The organism is endosymbiont of Ridgeia piscesae (assembly GCF_001443665.1).
In the GTDB taxonomy this organism is placed as follows: Bacteria; Pseudomonadota; Gammaproteobacteria; order Chromatiales; family Chromatiaceae; genus Endoriftia; species Endoriftia persephonae.
On sequence record NZ_KQ557120.1, the window covers coordinates 53278 to 77160 of the forward strand.

Consider the following 23883-nt stretch of genomic DNA (forward strand, 5'->3'; position numbering starts at 1 on the left):
TCGGCCATACAGGGGATTTCTTACCTTATTAACCTGGCAATTAAATATGGCACATGTATTGGTCGGGCTGTGCCCGACATTATCCTTGATTTCAATCGATGACACGCGGTGGCCACGGGCCACCCTATATCTATTTAATTGCCGGATTAATAGCGCCCCCGCTGCCACGCTTCGAGCTGCGCCAACAGTGCGGCACCATCCAGCTCAGGGGGAGAGGGTGTAGCGGCATCGATCACAATGCCGAGCAGTAGCAGGCGCTGCGGCAGCTCCCCCAAGGCTTGCGCCAGCGCCAACGCCTGCGCCACACCAAAACCATGCACTGCGTTGATCTGGCCAGGATCGGCCAGCTCCGCCAGATCGAGCCGGCGGATCTGCCCCGGCCGCCCCTCCGCCCGCAGCGCATCTAGCAACACCACCGACTCCTCCAGCCAGGGGATCAAGGCGCTGCCGGGACGGTCGAGACACACCACCTCCACATCCGGTAACTCCGCACCTAGCCATTCGGCGGCATGCCAAGCGACACGATCAGCGCCGAAGGGAGATCCGACTGCAATCACTCGCATTAGCGGCGGCGGACCTTCAGCGTCAGGAAGTGGGTCGCGCAGGAGATGCAGGGGTCATAGTTGCGGATCACCTGCTCAGCACGCAGGCGCAATGCCCGGTCATCCTGGTCTAGCCCCATCAGCGTCAGCGAATTGTGGATATCCTCCTCGATGCGCGCCTGATTCTGGCTGGTGGGGGGCACGATACGGCCACTCAACACCCGCCCCTGCTCATCCACGTCGTAGCGATGCCAGAGGATGCCACGCGGCGCCTCAGTGCAGCCAAAGCCGGTACCGGCGCGGGGCGTGAAGGGCAGTGCCGGCATCTCGGGCAGTTGGTAATCCTGCAGCAGCTCGACTGCCTCAGCGATCGCCAGATAGAGCTCCACCGCCCGCGCCAAGATACTGTGAAACATGTTGTGGCTGGGGACATGAATACCGCACTCATCCAGCAGTCTGCGCAGCCCAAGCGGCAGCTGATGAAAGTTGAGATTGAGCCTCGCCAGCGGCCCCACTAGATAGGATCTGCCCTCCAGTTCGGAGTGAAAGGCGGTGGAGTGGTCCATCTGCTTTTCGCGAAAATGGCTGGCGAACTGGTTGATCGGGATGTCGAGCCCCTGCCCGGAGATCAGCCGCCCCACACCGATGGCGTACTCATCTGGCGCACTCAGGGCGACACTGACAAAAGCCTGCTCATCCTGCGGGAAGTCGAGCCCAGCGCACCAACGCAACAGCGCCTCCGCCTCCAGCAGAGCCGCCTCCAGGCGACGCACCATCATCTCCACTGCAGCCGGCTCCGGCGCACGGTAGAAGCCGCCCACCCGCACCCCCACCGGATGCACCGAGCGGGCACCAAACAGCGCAATCAGATCATTGCCCAGGCTCTGCAGGCGCAGCCCACGGCGCACCACCTCGGGGTGATCCGCGGCCATCGCGATGGCGCTCTCATAGCCGAAGAAGTCGGGCGCGGCCAGCAGGTGGATATGCAGCGCATGGCTCTGCAGCCACTCACCGCAATACATCGCCCTGCGCATGCGCTTGATCCAGGGTGTCGGCTCGATGCCGAAGATGCTCTCAAAGGCCTGCACCGCACTCATCTGGTAGGCGACCGGACAGATGCCGCAGATGCGCGCCACCATGTCGATCACCTGGTCGCACTCGTAGCCTTCGATGAACTTCTCGAACAGCCGTGGCGGCTCAAAGATACGCAGCCGCAGCTGCTCGATCTTGCCATCAACGATATCGAGCTCCAGTGCGCCCTCGCCCTCGACCCGGGTCAGCACCGGCACATTGATGTGGATCTCGCGGGAGTCGCCCATACTCGTCATTCCTCTTCCGTCGCTCTGGCGCGCAACCGCACACCCGCCTCGGCAAACGTCGGCGCGCCAGCCTGGATGAAGAGAAAGCGCCGTGCGCTGGCTGCCTGATCCAGCCCCAGCTCACTGAAGCGCTGCGCCAGACTCTCATGGTGCACCGACTCCACCGGCCCGTAACAGCCGTAACAGCCCCGCCCCTGGGAGGGGCAGAGTGCGCCGCAACCAGCCAGGGTCACCGGTCCCAAACAGGGCTGACCGCTGCTCACCAGGGTGCAGACCAACCCCTGACGTTTGCACTCCATGCAGAGCGCACGCCGTTCCCGCACCGGCTCAACCCCGTTCAGCAGATCCCGCAGGGCGCGCAGCAGCTGGTTTGAATTGACCGGGCAGCCCGGCAACTCCAGGTCCACTTTGACATGTGCAGCGATGGCACCGGACTCCGGCAGGATCTCGATCTGTTCTGGCTGGGGATAGAGTGCCGCCATCCAGGCAGCCGCATCGGCCAGATTGCGCAGCGCCTGGATCCCGCCCGCGGTGGCGCAGGCGCCGATGCTGATCAGGTAGTCGCTATTCTTCCGCACCTGGCGAATGCGCTCGACATCCTCGGGGGTGGAGATGCTGCCCTCCACCAGCGCCAGATCGGCATGGGCAGTCGGATCACTGGGCCCTGCCTCGGCAAAGTGGACGATCTTGAGATAGTTTGGCAGCTCGAGCAGTGCCTCACCCAGATTGAGCAGGGCAAGCTGACAGCCATCACAAGAGCTGAATTTGTGCACTGCAAGGGTGGGTTTTGTTTCTCTCATCATCAAAACCCCTTTACGCCGAGGAAGTCTGCCACCTCCTCATAACTGAAGATCGGTCCGTCGTGGCAGACGCGCTTCGGGCCGATCTGGCAGTGCCCGCACTGACCGATGCCGCACTGCATGTTGCGCTCCATGCTCAGCCAGATGCGCCGGTCAGGCAGCCCTAGGTCGCGCAGCTGGGCAATGGCGGCAATCATCATCATCTCCGGCCCACACAGCATGGTGAGGGTCTTTTGGGTGCGCAGCTCCAACATCCCGATCAGCTCAGTGACCATGCCCTGCTGCCAGGGCCAATCCCGGCTTGTCACATCGGCAGCCAGGTGGACATGCACATCATGCTGCTGGGTCCACTGGTCATACTGGTCACGCCAGATCAGATCGTCACAGTGTTTGACCCCCTGCAGAATATAGATGCGACCAAACTGCTCACGCCGCCGCGGCAGGTAGCCGATCACCGACATCAGCGGCGCGCAACCTAAGCCGCCAGTAATCAGCAACAGATCCTTACCCTCGGCCTCGGCCAGCGGCCAGCCACGACCGAAGGGCCCGCGAATGCCTATCCGGTCGCCCGGCTTGAGGCTATGCATTTTGCGTGTCACCCGGCCCACCACACGGATGGTGTGGTCGAAGAAGTGGCTGTCCTGCGGATCGGAGACGATAGAGATCGGGATCTCGCCGACACCGAACAGCGACACCATGTTGAACTGCCCAGGCTTAAACTCGAACGCCTGCTGCTGATCACTATCCTCAAACTCCAACCGTAGGGTGAAGATCGTCTCCGACTCCTGGGTACGGCGATCGATGATGGCGATACGGGGCAGGTGCGGGTCAAACATCAAAATCATCCTCCCCGAGCACCAAACCCACCTCCCGGGTCAGGTCGATCCCTACCGGACACCAGCTGATACAGCGACCGCAGCCGGTGCAGCCGATGCGCCCGAACTGATCCTGCCAGCCGGCCAGCTTATGGGTCAGCCACTGCCGGTAGCGCTGCGGGATGGTGGTACGCACATTGAAACGGCCCATGCTGCTGTGGGCCGGGTTGAAACAGGAGTCCCACTGGCGGATGCGCACGGCGCTTGTCCCGTCCAGCGCCGTGCGGTATTCGGTGGAGTAGCAGAAACAGGTGGGACAGACCGCGGTGCAGTTGCCGCAGGAGAGGCAGCGCTCCCCGACCTGATCCCAGTCTGGATGGGCCAGGTTGTCGTAGAGACGGCGCAGCGCCACCGGCGATGGCAAACGTCGCTGCTGGGCAGCGGCGGCCCGGTCTGTCGCCTCATTCATCTCGGCAAGCTGTGGGTCGCTGGCGAGCGGCAGGGCCAAAGATTGCAGCAGCGCCTCGCCCCGCTGCGACCCTCCCCAGGTGAGAAAACCCGCATCCAGTTCTGCCAACCCGATGTCGAACCCCCCGTTTAAATAAGGGCCATCACCGGTGGAGGTGCAGAAACAGGTCTCTGCCGACTCGGCACAGTCAACCCCTACCAGAAACAGCGCCTCGCGCCGCGCTTTATAATGAGGATCAGGGGCGGTGCTGGAGAGGAAGTGTCTGTCCTGGATCGCCAAGGCTGCCAGGTCACAGCCGCGCACGCCGATCACCGCGATCGGAGTCGCCTCAGCCAGCCCGGACTCTAGCTGCGTCTTCCCATCCGGCCCCTGGGACTCTTGCCAAAGGCACTCTTCCGGCGCGAAGCAGAGGGGTTTCAGTCCCTGCGGGCTCTGGTTCCAGGCGAACAGGCGCTGATCCTCCCGTTGCTCAAGACGATAGCTGCCCGGCTGCTGCCGGCTCACTACCCCTGTCGGCAGGGCGGCCATACCGCTGATCGGACGAAATTGGATCACCCCAGATTCAACCACCGGACCGAACAACTGCCATCCCGCCTCCGAAATCGCATTGAGCAGGCGATCGAATGCGTTTCGTGGCAGAAATCCCGGTCGCCGTGCACCGCTTGAAGATACTGAACTCTCCACCCTTGCATCTCTCCATTCACCGGAGCCTGGAATCAGCAAAGCAACACACCTTTGCTACAACCCTCTAGCAGTGTAGACGACATCCATGACTCAGAAAGAGAGATCACTCTTCCCAATCCGTCGCTTGGCTTTACACTCCGACAGGAAGCCCCACCCCATTCCGGCCGCTGACGCTGACGCTGCTTCCTATCCGCTAGCTGGGCAAGAAGCCCGTTCAGATCACGGGAAATCGATTCCATTCCCCGGAAATCCATTCTTCTCTCTGTCGGTCTACCTGACAGACTCGACTTTTATTCCCCAGACTACGACCCGCTTTCCCATACCCTTTTCCGGCGGGAATATCCTTCTTCGAACACGCTCATCAGAGAAACCCATTCCTTTTAATTTTTATCTTTAATATTCAATAAGTTTCGTCATTATTTGCGCAACTATCGCCACCTCATCCGCGTTTAATTCTGCAGCTGAGATCGCCTCATCCCAAGTTGGCCCGCCACTTGCCACATAGCAGGCAAGTTCACTTTCAGCAGATCCATCAGGAGATTGGGACCATGGCAAACGCAACCACTTTTACCCAGAAGGCTCTCAAACTGAGCGCTGCCGCACTGCTACTGCTTGCCGGCAGCGCCGCTCAGGCGATCACCATCGATTCTAATATCAGTGATTGGATCAAGGCCCCCAAGGGCAAGGCGTCCGACTGGAACAAGACCCTGCGCAGCAGCATCTCAGTAGTGGTCGAGGATCAGCACAAATGGTATCTCAACCCCGGCTATGGCGGTCAGAAGTATGATGCCGAGGCGATGTATGTGGAGCTAGTCGGCAGCATGCTCAATATCGGTATCGCCACTGGCCGTGCCCCCCACGCCAAAGGCTGGGCCGCCGGTGATATCGCCCTCAACTTCGATTTCGGCAGCGACGCCACCTCCTTCGAATATGGCATCGTCACCCGCGATCACAACGGCATGAGCCAGGGTGACGTCTACTCGGTCGATAATTGGAACTACGGCCTCTGGGTCAAGCCCAAAAAGACCAGCAGCGGGATGAATACCTACAAGCTCTCCCACCCCACCAGCGTCAAGTCCGGTAATCTGCTGGGTAACGTGGACCTCGCCTACGGTGAGATGACCCACGGCAGCATGAACTTTGGTGACTCAAAGCCCGACAAGATCGGCAAGTATAAAAAGGACCGCCACTACATGATTGAGACCAGCGTCGATCTGGCTCTGCTCAACCTGGGCTCGCTGAATGACTTCGATCTGCGCGTGCACTGGACTGCAAACTGCAACAACGACTGGATCCAGCTCGATATGCAGCACGCCCAGGTGCCGGAGCCCGCTTCATTGGTACTGCTCGCCATCGGCCTGATCGGCTTCGCCGGCCGCAAGCGTCTGCGGCGCAAACAGGCTTAGTTCCTGACCTATAACAATAACGATCTTAACTCTCCATTTGACGCCCTCGTTTGAGGGCGTTTTTTTATTGGGCGCCACCTGACTACGTAGGAGCGCCGCGCATCAAGAAGCCGCCTGTTTTTTCTCCCCCGCTTAACAGACTTCATCTTCTCCCGCTCGGCCTTGATTCGTTGCAACAGCGCCTCGGCGGTAAGTTCACCGCGGAAGGCATTGGCATTGGCATTGGCATTGGCCAGCATATCTGGCTATTCCATATCAGCATCCAAGCGCCTGACCGTGTTCGGCAGCTGTTCGTCGATCAGTTGCGCCAAACCTTGCAGCATCGTCTTGCGGGGGAAACTCGATCGGTAGACCAGACGGATGCGCCGGAAGGCAGTGGGGATCTCGAGCTTGCGTGCAATCACCCCGGAACCGATCAGCCCGCTGCCATGTACTGTCAACGCGGGCACCAGTGTGCAGCCATATCCTGCCGCCACCAGCCGGATCAGTGTCTCCATACCAAATGCTCGCAGATACTCCTGTGAACTTCGTTGGTGGGGACAGACAGACATAATCTGCCCCGACAGGCAATGCACATCCGACAGCAGCAGCATCTCCACCTCCGCCAGATCTTCGCAGCTGATCTCATCCTTGGTGTAGAGCGGGTGCTTGCTGAGATGCGCCAGCCAGAACGGCTCATCAAACAGTAGCAGCGAATCGTAACCAGGCGCCTTGATCGGTGTCGCCAGCAACGCCGCATCAATCTCATGGTTTGCCAGCTTGTCGGTCAACGATGCGGTCACCTCATCCGTCAGGGCCAGTTGCAGCTTGGGGTAGCGCTCCCGCAACGGCTTCAGGATCAGCGGGATCAGATAGGGGCTCAGAGTCGGGATGGCGCCCAACCGCAAAGGGCCTGAAAAGGGATCATGAAAGCCTTCCGCGATATGTTTGATCGCCTCCGCCTCCTGGATGCTGCGACGGGCGTGTTCGATGATCACCTCACCCACTGGCGTCACCCGGACCGAGCGGTTGGTGCGCTCAAACAGGGTGACACCCAAGCTCTTCTCGAGCTTTTTGATCTGGTTGCTCAAGGTCGGTTGGCTGACAAAACAGTGCTCAGCGGCCCGCCCAAAATGGCCGGTCTCGGCAACCGCCACCAGATAGCTCAGATCTCTTAGATTCATGACGCCCCGCCTGTGATGCCTATGAATAAATAATCACACATTCATTCACGCTGTCAATCATTTGGATTCAAACAAACAATTAGAGGTATTTCAGGTCAGCAACTATATTTTCTCCGTGCCTAGCAGGCACAAACCAACTGAATCGAAAGGAGAAAGAGACCATGTCCCTGAAAGGCAGCAAGACTGAGCAGAACCTGAAAGACGCCTTTGCCGGCGAATCCCAGGCCAACCGCCGCTATCTCTACTTCGCCTCCAAAGCGGATATCGAGGGCTACAACGATGTGGCAGCCCTGTTCCGCTCCACCGCTGAAGGCGAAACCGGCCATGCCCATGGCCATCTGGAATACCTGGAAGAGTGCGGCGACTCCGCTACCGGCATGCCCTTTGGCAGCACCGTCGACAATCTGAAGACCGCGGTGGCTGGCGAAACCCACGAGTACACCGACATGTACCCCGGCATGGCCAAGGCCGCCCGTGACGAAGGCTTCGACGAGATCGCCGATTGGTTCGAGACCCTGGCCAAGGCAGAGCGTTCCCACGCCAACCGCTACCAGAAGGCTCTGAACGAGATGGAGTAAGCGGTAGACGCTGGGGCCGGATGGCCCCGGCACCTCCCCATCTCAACAGTAATCAGCGGAGACGACACCATGAGTATCAGAGAAGGTAACCTGGAAGCACCCACCCGCCACCCACTCAACTGGAAAGAGGCAGACTTCTACAGCGAAGAGTCGCTGTTTCAGGAGCTGGAGCGGGCATTCGATATCTGCCACGGCTGCCGGCGCTGTGTCAGTCTCTGCCAATCTTTCCCCACCCTGTTCGACCTGGTGGACGAATCAGAGACCCTGGAGGTGGATGGCATCGCCAAGACGGACTACTGGAAGGTGGTCGATCACTGCTACCTCTGTGATCTCTGCTTCATGACCAAGTGCCCCTATGTCCCACCCCACGACTGGAATCTGGACTTCCCCCATCTGATGCTGCGCGCCAAGGCGGTGAAGTACAAAAAGGGCGATGTAAAACTGCGCGACAGGATTCTCACCAGCACCGATGCGGTCGGCAGCATCGCCGGAATACCGGTGGTTGCCGGAGTCATCAACGCGATCAACAAGGCCAAGCCCGCCCGCAAGGCATTGGAGGCCGTGCTGGAGGTGCATGCCGAAGCCCGCCTGCCAGAGTTCCACTCGAAGAGCCTGCGCTCACATCTGGCCGACAGACGCGGCAGAGAGGCGAAAGGTGAACTGGCCGGCCCCACCAAGGGCAAAGTGGCGCTATTCGCCACCTGTTACGGCAATCGCAACGAGCCGCTGATTGGCGAAGATCTGGTGGCGGTGTTCGAGCACAATAGCATCCCCGTGACCCTGGCCGAGAAGGAGCAGTGCTGCGGCATGCCCAAGCTGGAGCTGGGCGATCTGGAGGCGGTGGAAGCGGCGAAGAATGCCAACATCCCGGTGCTGGCCAGACTGGTGGACGAAGGTTGGGATATCGTCGCCCCGGTCCCCTCCTGCGCTCTGATGTTCAAGCAAGAGCTGCCGCTAATGTTCCCCGACGAGCCCGATGTCATCAAGGTTTCCAAGGCGATCTTCGACCCTTTCGAATACCTGATGCACCGCCACAAAGCCGGCAAGCTGAATACCGACTTCAAGACCCCTCTGGGCAAGGTGGCCTACCACGCCGCCTGTCATCAGCGGGTACAAAATGTGGGTTCCAAGACCCGCGAGCTGCTGTCGCTGATACCGGAGACCACCATCGAGGCGATCGAACGCTGCTCCGGCCACGACGGCACCTACGCTGTCAAAAAAGAGACTCACGACGCCGCGATGAAGATCGTCCGGCCAGTGGTGAACCGGGTCAAAAAGGCCGAAGCGGACCACTACGGCAGCGACTGCCCGATGGCCGGACACCATATTGAACAGGGCATGGCCGATGGCAGCCACACCGAACACCCGATGGGCCTACTGCGCAAGGCCTATGGGATCTAGTCACCCAACAGCCGAATCGACCACCCGTAGGTTCGGTTATTAATCCAGCAATTAAATATGGCCCATGTATAGGTCGGGGTGTGCCCGACCTACTCCTGGATTTCAATCAATTACACGCGGCAGCCACGGGCCGCCCTATATCTAGGCATCCAATAGCCAAATGGATCACCTGTTAACGGAGAAGAACTGATGAGCAAACTGTCACACCAAGATCTCTACAGTCTGGAAGAGTACTCGCACATGCGCGGCGAATTCCGCGGCAAGGTGATGGAACACAAGAAGAACCGCCGGGTGCCTCTGGGCGAGCACGCGGCCCTCTACTTCGAGGACGCCCTGACCATGCAATACCAGATTCAGGAGATGCTGCGCATCGAGCGCATCTTCGAGCATCAAGGGATTCAGGACGAACTGGATGTCTACAATCCACTGATCCCCGACGGTATGAACTGGAAGGCAACCTTCATGGTGGAGTACGAAGACCCGCAGGAGCGACACCAGGCACTCGCCCGCCTGATCGGCATCGAGCGGGCGCTGTGGGTGGAGGTTGAAGGTTTCGCTAAGGTGCTCCCCATCGCCAATGAGGATCTGGAGCGTGAAACCGAAGAGAAGACCGCCTCGGTACACTTCGTGCGTTTTGAGTTGACCCCGGAGATGGCTGCCGCCGTCAAGCAGGGCGCCGCCATCAAGGCTGGCATCAACCACCCGCACTACCAGGCAGAGATCACTCTGGAGGAGCCGATCAGGGCATCGCTGGCGGGGGATCTGCACTGAGCCGCACTTATGGCTCCTGTTCCACGACAGCAAAATCCTGTAGAAGCAACCGCTTGCGATGCGAATATCTTCAGTGTCGTTTGATTCGCGCCGCAAGCGGTCGCTCCTACGAATTTTGGACTATGAACAAAATATTGGTGCATAGCCAACCGACAGTGATGCCTCCATCCTGAACAGGTGAACCTGGCAAGGACACGGCAGATTGTCAGCTTGTTCCATAGATTTGGGGCTTGCATTCCAACTTGACCGACTGGTTTAGTCAGCTATTGCCTCCTAAACTCTCTCCACATGATACTCAAAATCTGGAGGGACGCGGTGACCACCATCTTTAAAAAACCACGCCAGCTGATCCGCATCATCCGCGGCAGCGACACACAGGATGGCGCTGGGGTGCAGTTGACCCGGTTCATCCCGAGCCACAGCCTGCCGCTGCTCGACCCATTTCTGCTGCTCGATAGCTTCCGCTCCGACAATCCACAGGACTATATCGCCGGCTTTCCGCCCCACCCACACCGGGGGTTCGAGGCGGTCACCTACCTGCTAGCCGGACGGGTGCGGCACCGCGACAGTGCCGGCCACAGCGGGGTGGTGGAAGCGGGCGGGGTACAGTGGATGACCGCCGGGCGGGGCATAGAGCACTCCGAGATGCCTGAACAGGAGCAGGGTCTGCTGGAGGGGTTCCAGCTCTGGGTCAACCTACCCGCCGCACAGAAGATGGCCATCCCCCGTTACCAGGAGTTTGCACCACAGGAGATCCCGCTGGAGCAGCATGAAAACGGCACCCGCATCCGGATCATCGCCGGGCAGACCACCCGCGGCACCCGAGGCGCAGTCAATGGGATCAGTGTGCAGCCACTCTATCTGGATATTGCCCTGCCTGCTGGCGAGACCTACCAGGAGAGACTGGCCAACGGCCACAATGCCTTCATCTATCTGATCTCAGGGAGCCTGACGATTGCCGGTGACAAGACGCAGAACAACCGGATCGAACCGCGACAACTGAGGGTGCTGAGTGATGGCGACAGCGTCATCATCGAGGCGAACCAGGCGAGTCGTCTGTTGCTGCTGGCCGGACGCCCGATCGGTGAGCCAGTAGTACGCCACGGCCCGTTCGTGATGAACAGCACCGAGCAGATTGAGCAGGCCTATCGGGACTACCAGGCCGGCCTGTTCGACAGGCTCGATGAGACACCCGATGCAGTGGCGTAACACGACAGACGCCTGGGGCCTGCCGGCGATCCTGCTGCACTGGCTAGTGGCCCTTGGCCTGTTTGGTCTGTTTGGGTTGGGGCTGTGGATGACCGGGCTCGACTACTACCACCCCTGGTACCGTCGAGCCCCCGATCTGCACCGCAGCATCGGCAGCCTGCTGTTTCTGCTGGTGCTGCTGGTGCTGCTGCGGCTCGGCTGGCGACTGCTCAACCCCACCCCCACCGCCCTGCCTAACCACCTGCCCTGGGAGCAGTTAGCCGCGCGGCTGGTGCATCGGCTGCTCTATCTGTTGCCCCTGCTGGTGATGGTGAGCGGCTACCTGATCTCCACCGCCGATGGCCGGGCTGTCTCAGTGTTCGACTGGTTCGAGCTACCGGCGCTGTTAACTGGCCTGGAGCAGCAGGAGGAGGTGATGGGCAGGCTGCATAAGCTGCTCGCCTGGGGCCTGATCGGCACCGCAGCGGTTCACACCAGTGGTGCCTTGAAACACCACTTTTTTGACCACGACATCACCCTGACCCGCATCTTGGGGTCCACCAAGGAGCAACCCTAATGCAACACAAGATCATCAGCGGCCTACTCGCCGCCGGCCTCTGCCTCGCCACCCTGCCGACCCAGGCCGCCGACTACACCATCGACACCAAAGACGCCCACGCCTTCATCCAGTTCAAGATCTCCCATCTCGGCTACAGCTGGCTGCTGGGCCGGTTCAACCACTTCTCGGGGGGCTTCAGCTACGACGAGAACAACCCGACGGCCGCCAAGGTCCAGGTCGAGATTGATGTCAGCAGTATCGACTCCAACCACGCCGAGCGCGACAAACACCTGCGCAGCAAAAAGTTCCTCGACGTAACCAACTACCCCAAGGCAGAGTTTGTCAGCACCAGTTTCCAGGAACTGGCCGACGGCACGGCTAAATTGCACGGCAATCTCACCCTGCACGGGGTCACTAAGCCAGTCACCATCGATGTTACCCAGATCGGCAGCGGCACGGACCCTTGGGGCGGCTATCGGCGCGGCTTCGAGGGCCACACCCGCTTCGCCCTGGCCGACTTCGGCATCGACTACAATCTAGGCCCGGCATCGAAAGAGGTCGAACTCTATCTGGGCATCGAGGGGATCAGGAGCGATAACAAAAACCGCCCCAGGCAACGCCGATGAGCCGGGTCGGGCATTGAACCCAGCCCTGCGCTCCGCTTCTCTACGGCTGCACGCTCTCCTGCCAAGATGGGCTTAGTGGGAGTTTTTCTCACCGCGCGAGTTGGGTAGGCTCAGGCACGCCTTTGTCCCTCCGCCCTGGCGTGGCACAAGCCGGATCTGCCAACCATATAAGTCACAAAGCTGGCGAACGATTGCCAACCCCAGTCCGCTGCCTCCTGTTGCAGGATTGCGCGACCCTTCGAGTCGAAAAAAGGGTTGGAACACCGCCTCCAACTGCGCTTCAGGGATACCCGCCCCCCGATCCAGGATCTGGATCTCTGCCATCGCTCCATCACACTGCAGCCGCACCTCAAGCGGTTTCCCGTCACCGTACTGCAGGCCATTTCCGAGCAGATTGGAGAGGACCCGGCGTAACGCCAGCGGGCTGAAGCGCATCGGGCATGGCGGCGGGTCGGCCCACTCGATCGCAACCGGCTGCTGCCGGTAGTCCGTCACGACCTCTGCCAGGAATGCAGCCAGATCGAGCAGCTGTTCGTCCTGTGGAGCACCCTCCAAACCTCTGGCCAATTCAAGGGTGCGCCTGATCAGCAGATCCATCTCCTGCAAGTCCTCGCGCATGCCGTTTATTAATTCAGGTTCGCTCTTCTCATCGAGTAACGCCAGCGCCAGTTGGAGGCGTGCGATCGGGGTGCGAAGGTCGTGGGATATCCCCCCCAACAGGGTGGTCCGGTTGGTCAGCAGCTGCTGGACCTGCCTGGTCATGCGGTTGAAGTTACGCGCCAGCACCGCCAGCTCTTCAGGCCCCTCTTCCGGCAAAGACTCAGGCCGCTCCCCCCGGCCAAAGCGGGATGTCGCACTGGCGAGCTGGGCCAGCGAATAGGTTTGGCGCCTGACTAGTAGCAGCGAGCTGATCAGAGTGATCATACTGCCGCCGAGCAGCAGCAGGAGCACCGCGAGCGGTGGACTGGCGTCGTTATGCTTAGAGGAGAAACCGATGCGCACGGTCCGCTCTGCCATCGGCACATCCACCCAGGCCCAGCCCTCTGCCGTGCCACCATCGAGCAGCTGGATCTCCTGGCCCAGCCGCCGCGACAGTGCCGTCTCGAGAAATCTCAAATAGGGGCTCTTATAGCGCACCGGCTTTAGCTGAGCCTCGGCAGAGACCAGTGAAAGGCCATGCTGAAGATACAACTCATCCTCAAAATCGGGACGCGTATCCGGTGGCAGTTCCACCCAGGTCTGTGCCGACAGGACGATCAGTGCGGCAAGATCCCCAGACGCCTGGCGTGCCATCGGCACCAGGATGTAGTAGACGATCACCCCGCTGGAAAACAGCAAAAAGGTCAGCATAGACACCGCCATAATCTGGCCGGTGTACCTTAATAGGGTCTTTCTACGCGGCACACCTATCCCCAGAAGGCTTCACCCTGAGGGGTAAACAGATAGCCCTTGCCCCACACGGTGCGGATAAACTCGGGGACTTTCGGATCGGTCTCGATCTTGCGCCTCAGACGGGTAATCCTCACATCGATACTGCGGTCAAATGGCGAGCGATCGTATCCTTTCAGCAGCTCGACCAGCCTGTCTCGGCTCAGGATCTGATTGGGGTGTTCGACAAACACCTCCAGCAGGGCCAACTCTCCACTGGTGAGGGGGATCCGGTTGCCATCGCGGGTCAGGGTGAGCGTACTCAGATTGAGTTGGAACTCGCCAAACTCCAGCAGCTTCGAGGGGGACTGCATCACTTCAGCGCCTTCCCCTGGTTGCCTGCGCCGCAACACCGCCCGTATCCGGGCCAGAAGTTCGCGGGGGTTAAACGGCTTCGGCAGATAGTCATCCGCCCCCACCTCCAGTCCGACAATCCGGTCCACATCCTCACCCCGGGCAGAGAGCATGATGATCGGGGTATCCTGGCGCGCCCGAATCCGCCGCGCCAGGGTCAGACCGTCATCGCCAGGCAGCATCAGATCCAGGATGATCAGGTCTACCGCCGCCTCTGCCAGATGACGCTGCATCGCCACCCCATCTTCGCAGGCGCTGACTTGAAACCCCTGTTCACCCAGGTAACGCTGCAGCAACTCCCGCAGACGGGGGTCATCATCAACGATCAGCAGCTTGGTGTTTTTTGTGTCCACCCCTGCGAGTCTACCAGAGGCGGCCTCGATCTGGCTCCGAGAGTGGCCGGCTGAAATAGGTTGAAACACTTTAGCGGTGAAATGGAATGGATTTGGGCTCAATTGTCATTATCATCCCAGTTATGGAAGTGTGACCGGGATAACTGTTTGGGGGTGTCTGAATCGTGAAAGCACGCTGGCCGATAGCAGCCATGTTTGGGGGGATCGCGCTCGCCAGCCCGGCGTGGTCTGACGATACCATCAGCGCACCACTGTTACTGGAGGAATCAGCCACTTCGCCTGAGCCACACCACCAAGAGAAAGCCGTGCAAGGCAGGGACAATCCTATGAAGACCGACAACCAAGCCGCTGCCGGCAATCGCGCGGCATCCACTCCAGACAAGAAGCACACCCGATTTGGCGTTGGTTATGAGTACCGCATGAAGATGCAACGACCTGGGCGCAGCCACCGGCCAGCGCGTCCACATCGCCCGGTTCGACCGAACCGCCCCGGGCGATGAGAGCATATCTGCAGCTTATAAGACTCTGTTCAAAACACCCCGTTGCGTTCCTGCCTGGGTGGCGCACCCACACCCTCATTCTCTTCTGCAGCATCGCGATGACCAGTCTGAATGCCTCTGAATATGAATCGGGGAGCTTCAGTTTCAGTCTCGGCATGGATTACAGCTCCGGCGACTATGGCCTCGCGGCCGACACCGAGATGCTCTATCTGCCGGCAACATTGGAATACAGTCTATTTCCTTGGCGGCTGGCCATCACCATCCCCTACCTGCGTATAACCGGACCAGGCGGAGTAATTGGCGGTAATGGTGGTGGCATAATCGTCAAAGATGGTACAGATCGTCGCAGCAACCGGGGAGGCAGTGGTGGAGAGACTCCAACGCTACGCACCCAGCAGGGACTGGCCGATATCGTAACCAGTCTCTCCTACGCGCTCGATCCATTATGGAATCTGCCGTATGCAGTTGACCTGATCGGCGAGGCAAAACTTGCCACCGCGGATGCGGAAAAAGAGCTAGGCAGCGGCAGCAATGACTACTCCCTACAACTCAATATGGCTACCACCCAAGGCCGGTTAACACCTTTTTTTACCCTCGGTTACCGCCTGATGGGGGATCTACCCCAAATGGAGCTGGGTAACGTCAGCTTTGCTTCACTCGGCCTCGACTATCGCCTGAGCAGTTCACTCTATAGCGGGATCAGCTTCGACTACCGGCAGGCATACTCAGCGACCTCTGCTGAATTGAGGGAATGGGTTGCCTACCTGAATTGGGAGATGGACAACAGCTGGTCGATAAACGGCTATGGCGTAGCCGGCTTCTCCAATGCCAGTCCGGATGCCGCTGTTGGAATACAATTGCGTTACGCTCGCTAGTGGGCCTTGCTCCACAATCATGGATTAACGCCATAGATTCTGCCGCTTCTCATATCCCCCACACCAAAACCATCATCTGTATGGGCTGATTTCAGGCAACAAGTCCGCTCACGGAAACAGATTGAAACACTCTGCAGGTCTCCAGAAATAGCACAGAAACTATTCATACCTAACCTCTGTCATACACGCGGCGAGTTGAGTATCGCCGATAATCCTTCAGGAGATTAAGTATGAAGCCAAAGCACCCCATAATTGCACTTTCGATTGTCGCCCTGCTCGCTGCCGCACCTGTTCATGCAGGTTGGAAACATCAGGGCCAGCAGCTAGACAGCTACACTAGTCAGCCGATCACATCCGAGCCATTAAGCCTCGAAGAGAGCGAAAAGCTCACCTTCATGCGGGAGGAAGAGAAACTGGCACGGGATGTCTACCTAACCCTCTACGAGCAGTGGAAACACCCGGTCTTTTCCAACATCTCCAGTTCCGAACAGCGACATATGGAGGCCATGGAGAGACAGCTCGACAACTATGAAATTGTCGACCCGGTCATGGATGACAGCATCGGCATGTTTACCAATACTGATCTGGCCAACCTCTACGCCGAACTCATCGCCAAGGGGCAGACATCACTCATCGATGCACTCATGCTCGGCGCCCTGATCGAAGAGATCGATATTGAAGATCTGCAACACGCCATTGCAGATTCCACTCACCCGGATCTTACCCAGACCTACGAAAACCTGATACGCGGCTCACGCAACCATCTCAGAGCATTTGTCCGGCAGATTGAAAGCCTGGGCGTTCCCTACACAGCACAGGCACTGGATCAGCTGCAGGTGGAGATAATTCTGGAGCAGCCGATGGAACAGGGTCGCACTACACGCGGCAGACGCTAAAAACCAAAACAAGACGATGAATTGAGGACTATCTGATGAAAAAAAGTTTGATTACAACGCTCATCCTGAGCAGCCTGCTCCCCGCCACCGGCGCCCTGGCAGCAGAGGACTACACGCAATACTCGACCCCTGACCTGCTGCAGATGGGGGATGAGGTCCGCTACATGAGCGAAGCAGATCGTGATGCCTATCGCAGTGAGCGACAGAGCCGTATGCAGAGCATGAGCCAGGAGGAGCGACAGACCATGCGCAGCGAGATGGGCACAAGCTCTGGCGGGTATAGAAACATGGCCGGTGCCGAGCAGGGCCAGGGGAGTATGACCCGCTCCCGCCTGCGGGATGGCTCAGGTGACGGCGGTGGCCAGAGGCGCGGGGGCGGTTTCGGTGGAGGCGGAGGCCGCGGTCGCCGCTAAATCGGCAATCAAATAGCATGTTGCCGGCTTGATAACCGTAAACGTTCAGCTTGATTTGCCCATGCAGCCATCCCGGCATGGCTGCATGGGCGGTTCGACTAACCAAGTCGAGCAGTTGGCATCCTCTGCCCAACAGGTCGTACTAAACGTCGATACTGTTTTGTTGCTGTTGCGAGGCTTTCTCTTCTTCCGCCCGCTTCTGGATGATCTCTTCCGGCGATGGTGGCAACGAAGCCATCGAACAGTGTTTCTCACGGGCGGTTGAACGCAGCGCCTCAAACTCACCCTTCAGATTGGCGTACTCAACTGCTTCGGGGCCATCACCACCTTCCAGAAACAACAGTGCCGGCCAGAACAAGACCAGGCCAACACCCATCTGCACCGCATCAGAATCGGCCTTATCCTTCAATTTTCTGTAGAGATTGAGCGTCCGCTTGGAGACATGATCCATCTCGAAGGTGATCTGTTCGCAATCGTAGTTCATATATTTTACCGGAGAGACATAGGCCGCCGACACCTCTTCCGGCTGGCTCGCACAACCCGCCATCAGCGCCAGTGATCCGGCCAATACTCCACTCAAAGCCTTGTGGTACATCATATCGATCCTCGTGTTTGAATTATTTCCCAAGCCTCCGCAAAACACGCTATGAAAAAACGCATCCGCGCAAGGTGTCTGCACCCCAGATAGAGGTGCAGGCAGTATGAAATAGTGCCAGGTTCCGACAGATCGATTTGTGAACGGCATTCATCTAAATGCGGGGCGATTTAGGTTGATTTCGGTCATCAGCGATCCATTCACCAATGGTCCAGAATAGATGCTATACCTTTTCAGGAAGCCAGCTTCACCCACTGCGTCAGGGAACCCACAAATGTCAAACAAGATGGTCACCATCGACGGCAACGAGGCCGCCGCCCATATCGCTCACCTCACCAACGAAGTTATCGCCATCTACCCCATCACCCCCGCCTCCCCGATGGGCGAGTGGTCAGACGAGTGGTCGGCCCGGGGCATCAAAAACATCTGGGGCACAGTGCCCGACGTGGTGGAAATGCAGAGTGAAGGAGGCGCTGCCGGGGCGATCCACGGCGCCCTGCAGGCAGGGTCGCTTTCGACCTCCTTCACCGCCTCCCAAGGCTTGCTGTTGATGATCCCCAACATGTACAAGATCGCCGGCGAGCTGACCCCCACGGTGCTGCACGTCTCAGCTCGCTCGCTGGCGGCCCAGGCCCTCTCGATCTTCGGCGACCATAGCGATGTGATGGCGGCGCGTGCCACCGGCTATGCCATGCTCTGCTCCGCCAGCGTGCAGGAGGCAGCGGACTTCGCCCTGATCGCCCAGGCCGCCACTTTAGAGGGGCGCATCCCCTTCCTCCACTTCTTCGACGGCTTCCGCACCTCCCACGAGGTGAACAAGATCGAGCTGCCGAGCGACGAAAGCGTGCGCGCAATGATCGACGAAGAACTGGTCAGCGCCCATCGCGCCCGGGCCCTAACCCCGGATCGCCCAGTGATCCGCGGCACCTCGCAGAACCCGGATGTTTACTTCCAGGGCAGGGAGACGGTCAACCCCTACTATCAGGCGCTGCCTGAGATCATCCAGAGATGGATGGACCGCTTCGGCGAACTCACCGGCCGCCACTACCGCCTGTTCGAATATATCGGCGCAGAGAACCCCGAGCGGCTGATCATGCTGATGGGCTCGGGCATCGGCGCCGCCGAAGAGACGGTAAGGCACCTAGCCAAGCGGGGAGAAAAGGTCGGCCTGCTGAAGGTGCGGCTGTTCCGCCCCTTCGCTGCCGACAAGATGCTCGAGGCGCTCCCCACCAGCGTGCAGAAGATCGCCGTGCTCGACCGCTGCAAAGAGCCGGGCGCCGACGGCGAGCCCCTCTACAAGGATGTGGCCAGCGCCTTCGCCCAGGCCTTCAGCCGCGGCGCCCTCGACACCATGCCCCGCATCAGCGGCGGCCGCTACGGCCTCTCCTCCAAGGAGTTCACCCCGGCAATGGTCAAGGGGATCTTCGACGAGCTGGCGCAGGATCGGCCCAAACACCCCTTCACCGTGGGCATCATCGACGATGTGACCCACACCAGTCTCGGCTGGGAGCCGGCCTTCCGCCCCGATGCCGCAGAAGGGGTCACCGCCTGCGTCTTCTACGGACTGGGGGCCGACGGCACCGTCTCCGCCAACAAGAACTCAATCAAGATCATCGGCGAGCAGACCGATAATTTCGCCCAAGGCTACTTCCAGTACGACTCCAAGAAGTCCGGCGCGGTCACCGTCTCCCACCTGCGCTTCGGGCCCCGCCCCATCGCCTCCACCTACCTGATCGGCGACAACGAGGCGAGCTTCGTCGCCTGCCACCAGCCGATCTTCCTCGACCGCTATGAGATGCTCGACAAGGCAGCGCCGGGGGCGACCTTCCTGCTCAACTCGCCCACCGATCCGGCCAAAGTCTGGAATACCCTGCCCCGCCCGATGCAGCTGCAGATGATCGACAAGCGGCTCGCATTCTACGTCATCGACGCCTACCGCATCGCCGACCAGACCGGCATGGGGCGACGCATCAACACCATCATGCAGACCTGTTTCTTCGCCATCACCAGGATCATCGACAAGACCAAGGCGATCGCACTGATCAAACAGGCGGTGAAAAAGACTTACGGACGCAAGGGGAAGAGACTCCTGGAGCGCAACTACGCCGCCATCGACGCCGCCCTGGCCGGCCTGCACCAAGTCGAAGTGCCAGACGAAATAAGCAGTCACCTCGAACGCCGAGCGCCGGTACCGGCGTATGCCCCAGCCTTTGTACAGTCGGTCACGGCAAAGATCATCGCCGGCCAGGGCGACACCATCCCGGTCAGTGCGATCCCGGCGGACGGCACCTGGCCCCTGGGCACCGCCGCCCACGAAAAGCGCAACATCGGCCTGCAGTGGCCAAAGCTGGAGATCGACCTCTGCACCCACTGCGGCAAGTGTCCGCTGGTCTGCCCGCATGCGGCGATCCGCTCCAAGGTGTTCCGCGAGGCGGACCTGGCCGACGCCCCGGCCAGCTTCCGCAGCGCCCCGGTCAAGGGCGGCGGCTTCGAGAAGGGGCTGCGCATCACCTACCAGGTGGCCCCGGACGACTGCACCGGTTGCGGCCTCTGCGTGGAGATCTGCCCGATCCGCGACCGTCAGAACCCCAAGCGCAAGGCCCTCAACATGGTCGACGACCCGGCCTATCAAGAACAGGAGCGGGCCAACTGGACCTTCTTCCTCGGGCTGCCGGAATTTGACCGCAGCCAGCTGCGCCAGAACACCCTCAAGGGGGCGATGGTGATGCAGCCCCTGTTCGAGTTCTCCGGCGCCTGCGGCGGCTGCGGCGAGACCCCCTATGTAAAACTCGCCACCCAGCTGTTCGGCGACCGCATGCTGATCGCCAACGCCACCGGCTGCTCGTCGATCTACGGCGGCAACCTGCCCACCACTCCCTACACCACCAATCCGGATGGGCGCGGCCCGGCCTGGAACAACTCCCTGTTTGAAGACAACGCGGAGTTCGGCCTGGGCATGCGGGTGGCCATCGACAAGCAGGCGGAACAAGCTCGGGAGCTGCTACAGACCCTACGCGGCGAGATCGGCGACGAACTGGTGGACGGCCTGCTGGGTGCCGACCAGCACAGCGAGGCGGGGATCTTCGAGCAGCGCGACCGGGTCGAGGCGTTGAAGGAGGAACTGAAGCGTATCGACAAGCGGGAGGCCCGCAGCCTAGAGGGGATCGCCGACACCCTGGTGAAAAAGAGCGTCTGGCTGGTGGGCGGTGACGGCTGGGCCTACGACATCGGCTACGGCGGTCTCGACCATGTGCTCTCCACCGGACGCAACGTCAACATCCTGCTGCTCGATACCGAGGTCTACTCCAACACCGGCGGCCAGACCTCCAAGGCAACCCCACTGGGCGCGGTGGCCAAGTTCTCCGCCGGTGGCAAGGCCACGCCGAAGAAGGATCTGGCGATGATGGCCATGGCCTACGGCAACGTCTACGTGGGCCAGGTCGCCTTCGGCGCCAAGGATGTGCAGACCCTGAAGACCTTCCTCGAAGCGGAGTCCTACGACGGGCCCTCGCTGCTCATCTGCTACTCTCCCTGCATCGCCCACGGCGTGGACCTCTCCAACAACATCCGCCAGCAGGATCTGGCAGTGGCCTCCGGCCACTGGCCACTGTTTCGCTACGATCCACGCAAGGCGGAGCAGGGCGAGAACCCGCTGCACATGGACTCCAAAGCGCCGTCGATCCCCTACCGGGATTTCACCGCCACCGAGGCCCGTTTCAGCGTGCTCACGCGCACCCACCCGGAGGCAGCCGAGCGCTTCCTGCGCAGCGCCCAGAAGCAGGTCAAGACGCGCTTCTTCCTCTACGAACAGCTGGCCCAGCTCGCAATGGCTAATATGGAAGAGAGACCGGAACAATCCTCTGAATGAATTGGGATGAAAATGCAGGGCTCGCAAAGACGCAAAGTACGCGGAGTCTCTTCCTGCGGAAGGCACCTATTGACCGAAACTGATAAATCCTCAACGTACTCTGCACCTCCGCAGCCTCTGCGTTTACAGCACAGGAGTTTGAAATGGATCTGACCACCAATTATCTCGGCATGCAGTTGAAAAATCCGCTGGTGCCCTCCGCCTCGCCCCTGTCGCACAGCATTGACGATGCCAGGCGGCTCGAGGATGCCGGCGCCTCGGCGCTGATCATGTACTCCCTGTTCGAGGAGGCGGTAACTGCAGAGGAGGAGGTGATGGTGCGTTTTCTGCACCACCAGGACACCGGTTTCAGTGAGGCCGACAGCTTTCTGCCCGATCACTACGACTTCTCCAACGGCCAGGATCTCTACCTGGAAAACCTACGTGCTCTGAAGGAGACCCTGGAGATCCCGGTGATCGCTAGTCTTAACGGCATTACCCCCGGCGGCTGGATCGAGCACGCCACCGAGATGGAACAGGCAGGCGCCGATGCCCTGGAACTCAACGTCTATTTCGTGGCGGCGGACCTGAACACCCCGGGCAGCGAGATCGAACAGCGCTACCTGGAACTGCTGAAGGATCTGCGCCAGCAGGTCACGATCCCGATCAACATGAAGCTCTCACCGGCCTTCAGTTCGGTGGCCAACATGGCCAAACAGCTGGAGGACGCCGGCGCATCAGGGGTCGCCCTGTTCAACCGCTTCTACCAACCAGACATCAATATCGACAACCTGCGCCTGGTCTCCAGCCTGCACACCTCAGTCTCGGCAGAATCGCTGCTGACGATGCGCTGGATCGCCATTCTGCACGGGCGAACCACCCTCTCCCTGGGTGCCACAGGCGGCGTACACACCGCTGAAGATGCCATCAAACTGCTGCTTGCCGGAGCCGACGTGGTACACCTCTGTAGCCTGCTGCTGGAGCAGGGGCCCAGCGCCTTGGATCGGGTGCTCACCGGCATCAAGGCATGGATGGAGGAGAAGGGTTTCGCCTCGATCGACGAGGTACGCGGACGTGTCAGTCAGATTAGCGTACCGCACCCTGCGGAGTTTGAGCGGGCTAATTATGTGCATATCCTCGACAGCTTCCGCAGCGGCCCCGGCGTTTTTTAGGAAAACGACAGAGTCAGGACCACTGTTTGACGGCTTTCCCTTCCCTGCTCGTGGTTGCAGCTGAGGTGTGAAGCAGGCCCTCTTATTCCTTTTGCCTCACCCGGATAAATAGTGGACAATTGTCTCTTCCTACCATCACAAATCAAAAGCAACGTGGCCGATCTCGTCGTTTACGAACATCCGCTGAACGAAAGGATTCGCATTTTTTTGCGCCTGGAACATCTGCTGCTGCAGATCGATCGCTTTGTGCCCTTGACGGACATCTGGAGTAGCCGTGCAGCCATCTACACGCTGCTCGACGTCACCGCCATCTTCGCCCGCTCCGACCTGAAGACCGAGATCCTCAAGGAGCTGGAGCGCCACTCCACCAGCCTTGAGCGAATCCGCCGCCAGCCAGATGTCGACATAGAGGCACTGGGAGCGGTGCTGGAACGCTTGGAGCAGTCGATCCATCAAGTCTATCGGCTGGAGGGGCAGATTGCCCACAAGCTAAAGAAGAACGAGTTCCTCAGCGCCATCGCTCAACGAACCAGCATCCCCGGCGGTAACTGCAGCTTCGATTTACCGCAGTTTCACCACTGGCTGAATCAGCCCCATGAGGTCCGCCAGCGCCAGATGGAGAATTGGCTGCTGGAGCTGGCGCCCGTTCGCAAAGCGATCATCCTGCTGCTCGAACTGGTGCGCAACAGCAGCCACCCCAGTTGGGAGATTGCCAAGAGCGGCCTCTATCTGAAGACCCTCGATTCGCAAACCCCTGCACAGATGGTGCGCATCGGGCTGCCCAGGGAGACGCCGCTGTTTGTCGAAGTGTCAGGTAACAAGAACCGCTTCAATATCCGTTTCCTCGAACCCGTCGAGTCAGGACGTCCGATCCAGGCGAGCGAAGACGTCAGGTTTCAATTCACCAGCTGTATTCTTTGACGAAGATGAGCGCAACAGAGAAGCGAACAGTTAAATGCCCCACCTGCGGTCTCCCGGTAACCTGGGAAGCTTCGTCCCGTTGGCGCCCCTTCTGCAGTGAACGCTGTCGCCTGATCGACTTGGGTGAATGGTTCGATGAGGAGCACCGCATCCCCATGCCGACCGACGTGGTACCCGATGGGTTCGATCCAGAGCGTTGAATTGCATC

Annotated in this window: 23 protein-coding genes; 14 read left to right on the forward strand and 9 right to left on the reverse strand. The window is 59.9% G+C overall.

The genetic code is table 11. The features are described from left to right. Nucleotides 1-146: 146 nt before the first annotated feature. The 5 genes from Ga0074115_RS04410 to Ga0074115_RS04430 are packed head-to-tail and all read right to left on the reverse strand — an operon-like array spanning nucleotide 147 to nucleotide 4629. Nucleotides 147-563 (reverse strand): hydrogenase maturation protease, encoded by a 417-nt coding sequence (locus Ga0074115_RS04410; RefSeq protein ID WP_232432904.1) that lies wholly within the window; start codon nucleotides 561-563, stop codon nucleotides 147-149. Continuing rightward, nucleotides 563-1861: a Ni/Fe hydrogenase subunit alpha gene (locus Ga0074115_RS04415; RefSeq protein ID WP_057955365.1), complete on the reverse strand. Its 1299-nt coding sequence runs from the start codon at nucleotides 1859-1861 to the stop codon at nucleotides 563-565. Before Ga0074115_RS04415 ends, Ga0074115_RS04410 begins: the two co-directional genes overlap by 1 nt. 5 nt (nucleotides 1862-1866) lie before the next feature. Beyond that, nucleotides 1867-2664 carry an NADH-quinone oxidoreductase subunit B family protein gene (locus Ga0074115_RS04420; RefSeq protein WP_087959728.1) on the reverse strand — a complete coding sequence of 266 codons (798 nt, stop codon included), beginning with the start codon at nucleotides 2662-2664 and terminating at the stop codon, nucleotides 1867-1869. Beyond that, nucleotides 2664-3497 (reverse strand): FAD/NAD(P)-binding protein, encoded by an 834-nt coding sequence (locus Ga0074115_RS04425; protein ID WP_060528250.1) that lies wholly within the window; start codon nucleotides 3495-3497, stop codon nucleotides 2664-2666. The genes Ga0074115_RS04420 and Ga0074115_RS04425 overlap by 1 nt, the downstream gene beginning before the upstream one ends. Then, complete coding sequence (locus Ga0074115_RS04430) at nucleotides 3490-4629, reverse strand: 4Fe-4S dicluster domain-containing protein (protein ID WP_057955363.1); 1140 nt, start codon at nucleotides 4627-4629, stop codon at nucleotides 3490-3492. The genes Ga0074115_RS04425 and Ga0074115_RS04430 overlap by 8 nt, the downstream gene beginning before the upstream one ends. A gap of 548 nt (nucleotides 4630-5177) precedes the next feature. On the opposite strand from Ga0074115_RS04430, the gene Ga0074115_RS04435 reads away from it, so the two are divergent. Next, entirely contained in the window at nucleotides 5178-6035 is an 858-nt protein-coding gene (locus Ga0074115_RS04435; protein ID WP_057955362.1) for a PEP-CTERM sorting domain-containing protein, read from the forward strand. 245 nt (nucleotides 6036-6280) lie between these two features. Here Ga0074115_RS04435 and Ga0074115_RS04440 read toward each other — a convergent pair whose 3' ends face one another. Beyond that, entirely contained in the window at nucleotides 6281-7198 is a 918-nt protein-coding gene (locus tag Ga0074115_RS04440) for a LysR substrate-binding domain-containing protein (protein WP_057955361.1), read from the reverse strand. Between the two features lie 161 nt (nucleotides 7199-7359). Here Ga0074115_RS04440 and Ga0074115_RS04445 point away from each other — a divergent pair, with 161 nt between their 5' ends. The 6 genes from Ga0074115_RS04445 (at nucleotide 7360) to Ga0074115_RS04470 (ending at nucleotide 12321) form a co-directional block, all read left to right on the forward strand. Then, entirely contained in the window at nucleotides 7360-7776 is a 417-nt protein-coding gene (locus Ga0074115_RS04445; protein WP_057955360.1) for a rubrerythrin family protein, read from the forward strand. Nucleotides 7777-7845: 69 nt separating this feature from the next. Further along, nucleotides 7846-9177: a heterodisulfide reductase-related iron-sulfur binding cluster gene (locus Ga0074115_RS04450; protein ID WP_057955359.1), complete on the forward strand. Its 1332-nt coding sequence runs from the start codon at nucleotides 7846-7848 to the stop codon at nucleotides 9175-9177. Nucleotides 9178-9366: 189 nt separating this feature from the next. Next, on the forward strand, nucleotides 9367-9948 hold the full coding sequence (locus tag Ga0074115_RS04455; RefSeq protein ID WP_057955358.1) for a DUF3501 family protein: 582 nt from the start codon (nucleotides 9367-9369) through the stop codon (nucleotides 9946-9948). A gap of 288 nt (nucleotides 9949-10236) precedes the next feature. Beyond that, nucleotides 10237-11157, forward strand: coding sequence for a pirin family protein (locus Ga0074115_RS04460; protein WP_087959729.1), 921 nt, complete (start codon nucleotides 10237-10239; stop codon nucleotides 11155-11157). Then, nucleotides 11144-11713: a cytochrome b gene (locus tag Ga0074115_RS04465; RefSeq protein ID WP_057955356.1), complete on the forward strand. Its 570-nt coding sequence runs from the start codon at nucleotides 11144-11146 to the stop codon at nucleotides 11711-11713. Before Ga0074115_RS04460 ends, Ga0074115_RS04465 begins: the two co-directional genes overlap by 14 nt. Then, a complete protein-coding gene (locus Ga0074115_RS04470) occupies nucleotides 11713-12321 on the forward strand; it encodes a YceI family protein (protein ID WP_057955355.1) in 609 nt (202 codons plus the stop codon). The genes Ga0074115_RS04465 and Ga0074115_RS04470 overlap by 1 nt, the downstream gene beginning before the upstream one ends. Nucleotides 12322-12393: 72 nt before the next feature. Here Ga0074115_RS04470 and Ga0074115_RS04475 read toward each other — a convergent pair whose 3' ends face one another. Then, on the reverse strand, nucleotides 12394-13671 hold the full coding sequence (locus Ga0074115_RS04475) for an ATP-binding protein (RefSeq protein WP_198295038.1): 1278 nt from the start codon (nucleotides 13669-13671) through the stop codon (nucleotides 12394-12396). Nucleotides 13672-13727: 56 nt separating this feature from the next. Continuing rightward, a complete protein-coding gene (locus Ga0074115_RS04480) occupies nucleotides 13728-14456 on the reverse strand; it encodes a response regulator (RefSeq protein ID WP_057955353.1) in 729 nt (242 codons plus the stop codon). 598 nt (nucleotides 14457-15054) lie between these two features. Here Ga0074115_RS04480 and Ga0074115_RS04485 point away from each other — a divergent pair. The 3 genes from Ga0074115_RS04485 (at nucleotide 15055) to Ga0074115_RS04495 (ending at nucleotide 17140) form a co-directional block, all read left to right on the forward strand. Then, entirely contained in the window at nucleotides 15055-15831 is a 777-nt protein-coding gene (locus tag Ga0074115_RS04485) for a hypothetical protein (RefSeq protein ID WP_057955352.1), read from the forward strand. Between the two features lie 230 nt (nucleotides 15832-16061). Then, nucleotides 16062-16727 (forward strand): DUF2202 domain-containing protein, encoded by a 666-nt coding sequence (locus Ga0074115_RS04490; RefSeq protein WP_057955351.1) that lies wholly within the window; start codon nucleotides 16062-16064, stop codon nucleotides 16725-16727. 35 nt (nucleotides 16728-16762) lie between these two features. After that, nucleotides 16763-17140 carry a hypothetical protein gene (locus Ga0074115_RS04495; protein ID WP_057955350.1) on the forward strand — a complete coding sequence of 126 codons (378 nt, stop codon included), beginning with the start codon at nucleotides 16763-16765 and terminating at the stop codon, nucleotides 17138-17140. A gap of 142 nt (nucleotides 17141-17282) precedes the next feature. Here the strand turns inward: Ga0074115_RS04495 and Ga0074115_RS04500 are convergent, their stop codons facing one another. After that, nucleotides 17283-17735, reverse strand: a complete 453-nt coding sequence (locus tag Ga0074115_RS04500; protein WP_057955368.1) for a hypothetical protein — start codon at nucleotides 17733-17735, stop codon at nucleotides 17283-17285. Nucleotides 17736-18009: 274 nt separating this feature from the next. Here Ga0074115_RS04500 and nifJ point away from each other — a divergent pair, with 274 nt between their 5' ends. From nifJ to yacG, 4 genes are all read left to right on the forward strand, one after another. Then, nucleotides 18010-21603 (forward strand): pyruvate:ferredoxin (flavodoxin) oxidoreductase, encoded by a 3594-nt coding sequence (gene nifJ, locus Ga0074115_RS04505; RefSeq protein WP_057955349.1) that lies wholly within the window; start codon nucleotides 18010-18012, stop codon nucleotides 21601-21603. 143 nt (nucleotides 21604-21746) lie between these two features. After that, complete coding sequence (locus Ga0074115_RS04510) at nucleotides 21747-22754, forward strand: dihydroorotate dehydrogenase-like protein (RefSeq protein ID WP_060528251.1); 1008 nt, start codon at nucleotides 21747-21749, stop codon at nucleotides 22752-22754. 153 nt (nucleotides 22755-22907) lie between these two features. Continuing rightward, complete coding sequence (gene zapD / locus Ga0074115_RS04515) at nucleotides 22908-23675, forward strand: cell division protein ZapD (protein WP_057955347.1); 768 nt, start codon at nucleotides 22908-22910, stop codon at nucleotides 23673-23675. A gap of 5 nt (nucleotides 23676-23680) precedes the next feature. Continuing rightward, complete coding sequence (gene yacG, locus Ga0074115_RS15685) at nucleotides 23681-23875, forward strand: DNA gyrase inhibitor YacG (protein WP_081417735.1); 195 nt, start codon at nucleotides 23681-23683, stop codon at nucleotides 23873-23875. The last annotated feature ends 8 nt before the right edge of the window (nucleotides 23876-23883 follow it).

Excerpts from the sequence above, each read along its gene's own strand:
- Ga0074115_RS04440 (WP_057955361.1), bottom strand. The coding sequence starts at position 7,198 with ATGAATCTAAGAGATCTGAGCTATCTGGTGGCGGTTGCCGAGACCGGC.
- Ga0074115_RS04475 (WP_198295038.1), bottom strand. The coding sequence starts at position 13,671 with ATGCTGACCTTTTTGCTGTTTTCCAGCGGGGTGATCGTCTACTACATC.
- Ga0074115_RS04455 (WP_057955358.1), top strand. The coding sequence starts at position 9,367 with ATGAGCAAACTGTCACACCAAGATCTCTACAGTCTGGAAGAGTACTCG.
- nifJ (WP_057955349.1), top strand. The coding sequence starts at position 18,010 with ATGTCAAACAAGATGGTCACCATCGACGGCAACGAGGCCGCCGCCCAT.
- Ga0074115_RS04470 (WP_057955355.1), top strand. The coding sequence starts at position 11,713 with ATGCAACACAAGATCATCAGCGGCCTACTCGCCGCCGGCCTCTGCCTC.
- Ga0074115_RS04495 (WP_057955350.1), top strand. The coding sequence starts at position 16,763 with ATGAAAAAAAGTTTGATTACAACGCTCATCCTGAGCAGCCTGCTCCCC.
- Ga0074115_RS04485 (WP_057955352.1), top strand. The coding sequence starts at position 15,055 with ATGACCAGTCTGAATGCCTCTGAATATGAATCGGGGAGCTTCAGTTTC.
- Ga0074115_RS04445 (WP_057955360.1), top strand. The coding sequence starts at position 7,360 with ATGTCCCTGAAAGGCAGCAAGACTGAGCAGAACCTGAAAGACGCCTTT.
- Ga0074115_RS04435 (WP_057955362.1), top strand. The coding sequence starts at position 5,178 with ATGGCAAACGCAACCACTTTTACCCAGAAGGCTCTCAAACTGAGCGCT.
- Ga0074115_RS04425 (WP_060528250.1), bottom strand. The coding sequence starts at position 3,497 with ATGTTTGACCCGCACCTGCCCCGTATCGCCATCATCGATCGCCGTACC.
- Ga0074115_RS04410 (WP_232432904.1), bottom strand. The coding sequence starts at position 563 with ATGCGAGTGATTGCAGTCGGATCTCCCTTCGGCGCTGATCGTGTCGCT.
- Ga0074115_RS04465 (WP_057955356.1), top strand. The coding sequence starts at position 11,144 with ATGCAGTGGCGTAACACGACAGACGCCTGGGGCCTGCCGGCGATCCTG.
- Ga0074115_RS04510 (WP_060528251.1), top strand. The coding sequence starts at position 21,747 with ATGGATCTGACCACCAATTATCTCGGCATGCAGTTGAAAAATCCGCTG.
- Ga0074115_RS04415 (WP_057955365.1), bottom strand. The coding sequence starts at position 1,861 with ATGGGCGACTCCCGCGAGATCCACATCAATGTGCCGGTGCTGACCCGG.
- Ga0074115_RS04490 (WP_057955351.1), top strand. The coding sequence starts at position 16,062 with ATGAAGCCAAAGCACCCCATAATTGCACTTTCGATTGTCGCCCTGCTC.
- Ga0074115_RS04500 (WP_057955368.1), bottom strand. The coding sequence starts at position 17,735 with ATGTACCACAAGGCTTTGAGTGGAGTATTGGCCGGATCACTGGCGCTG.
- Ga0074115_RS04420 (WP_087959728.1), bottom strand. The coding sequence starts at position 2,664 with ATGATGAGAGAAACAAAACCCACCCTTGCAGTGCACAAATTCAGCTCT.
- yacG (WP_081417735.1), top strand. The coding sequence starts at position 23,681 with ATGAGCGCAACAGAGAAGCGAACAGTTAAATGCCCCACCTGCGGTCTC.
- Ga0074115_RS04460 (WP_087959729.1), top strand. The coding sequence starts at position 10,237 with ATGATACTCAAAATCTGGAGGGACGCGGTGACCACCATCTTTAAAAAA.
- Ga0074115_RS04450 (WP_057955359.1), top strand. The coding sequence starts at position 7,846 with ATGAGTATCAGAGAAGGTAACCTGGAAGCACCCACCCGCCACCCACTC.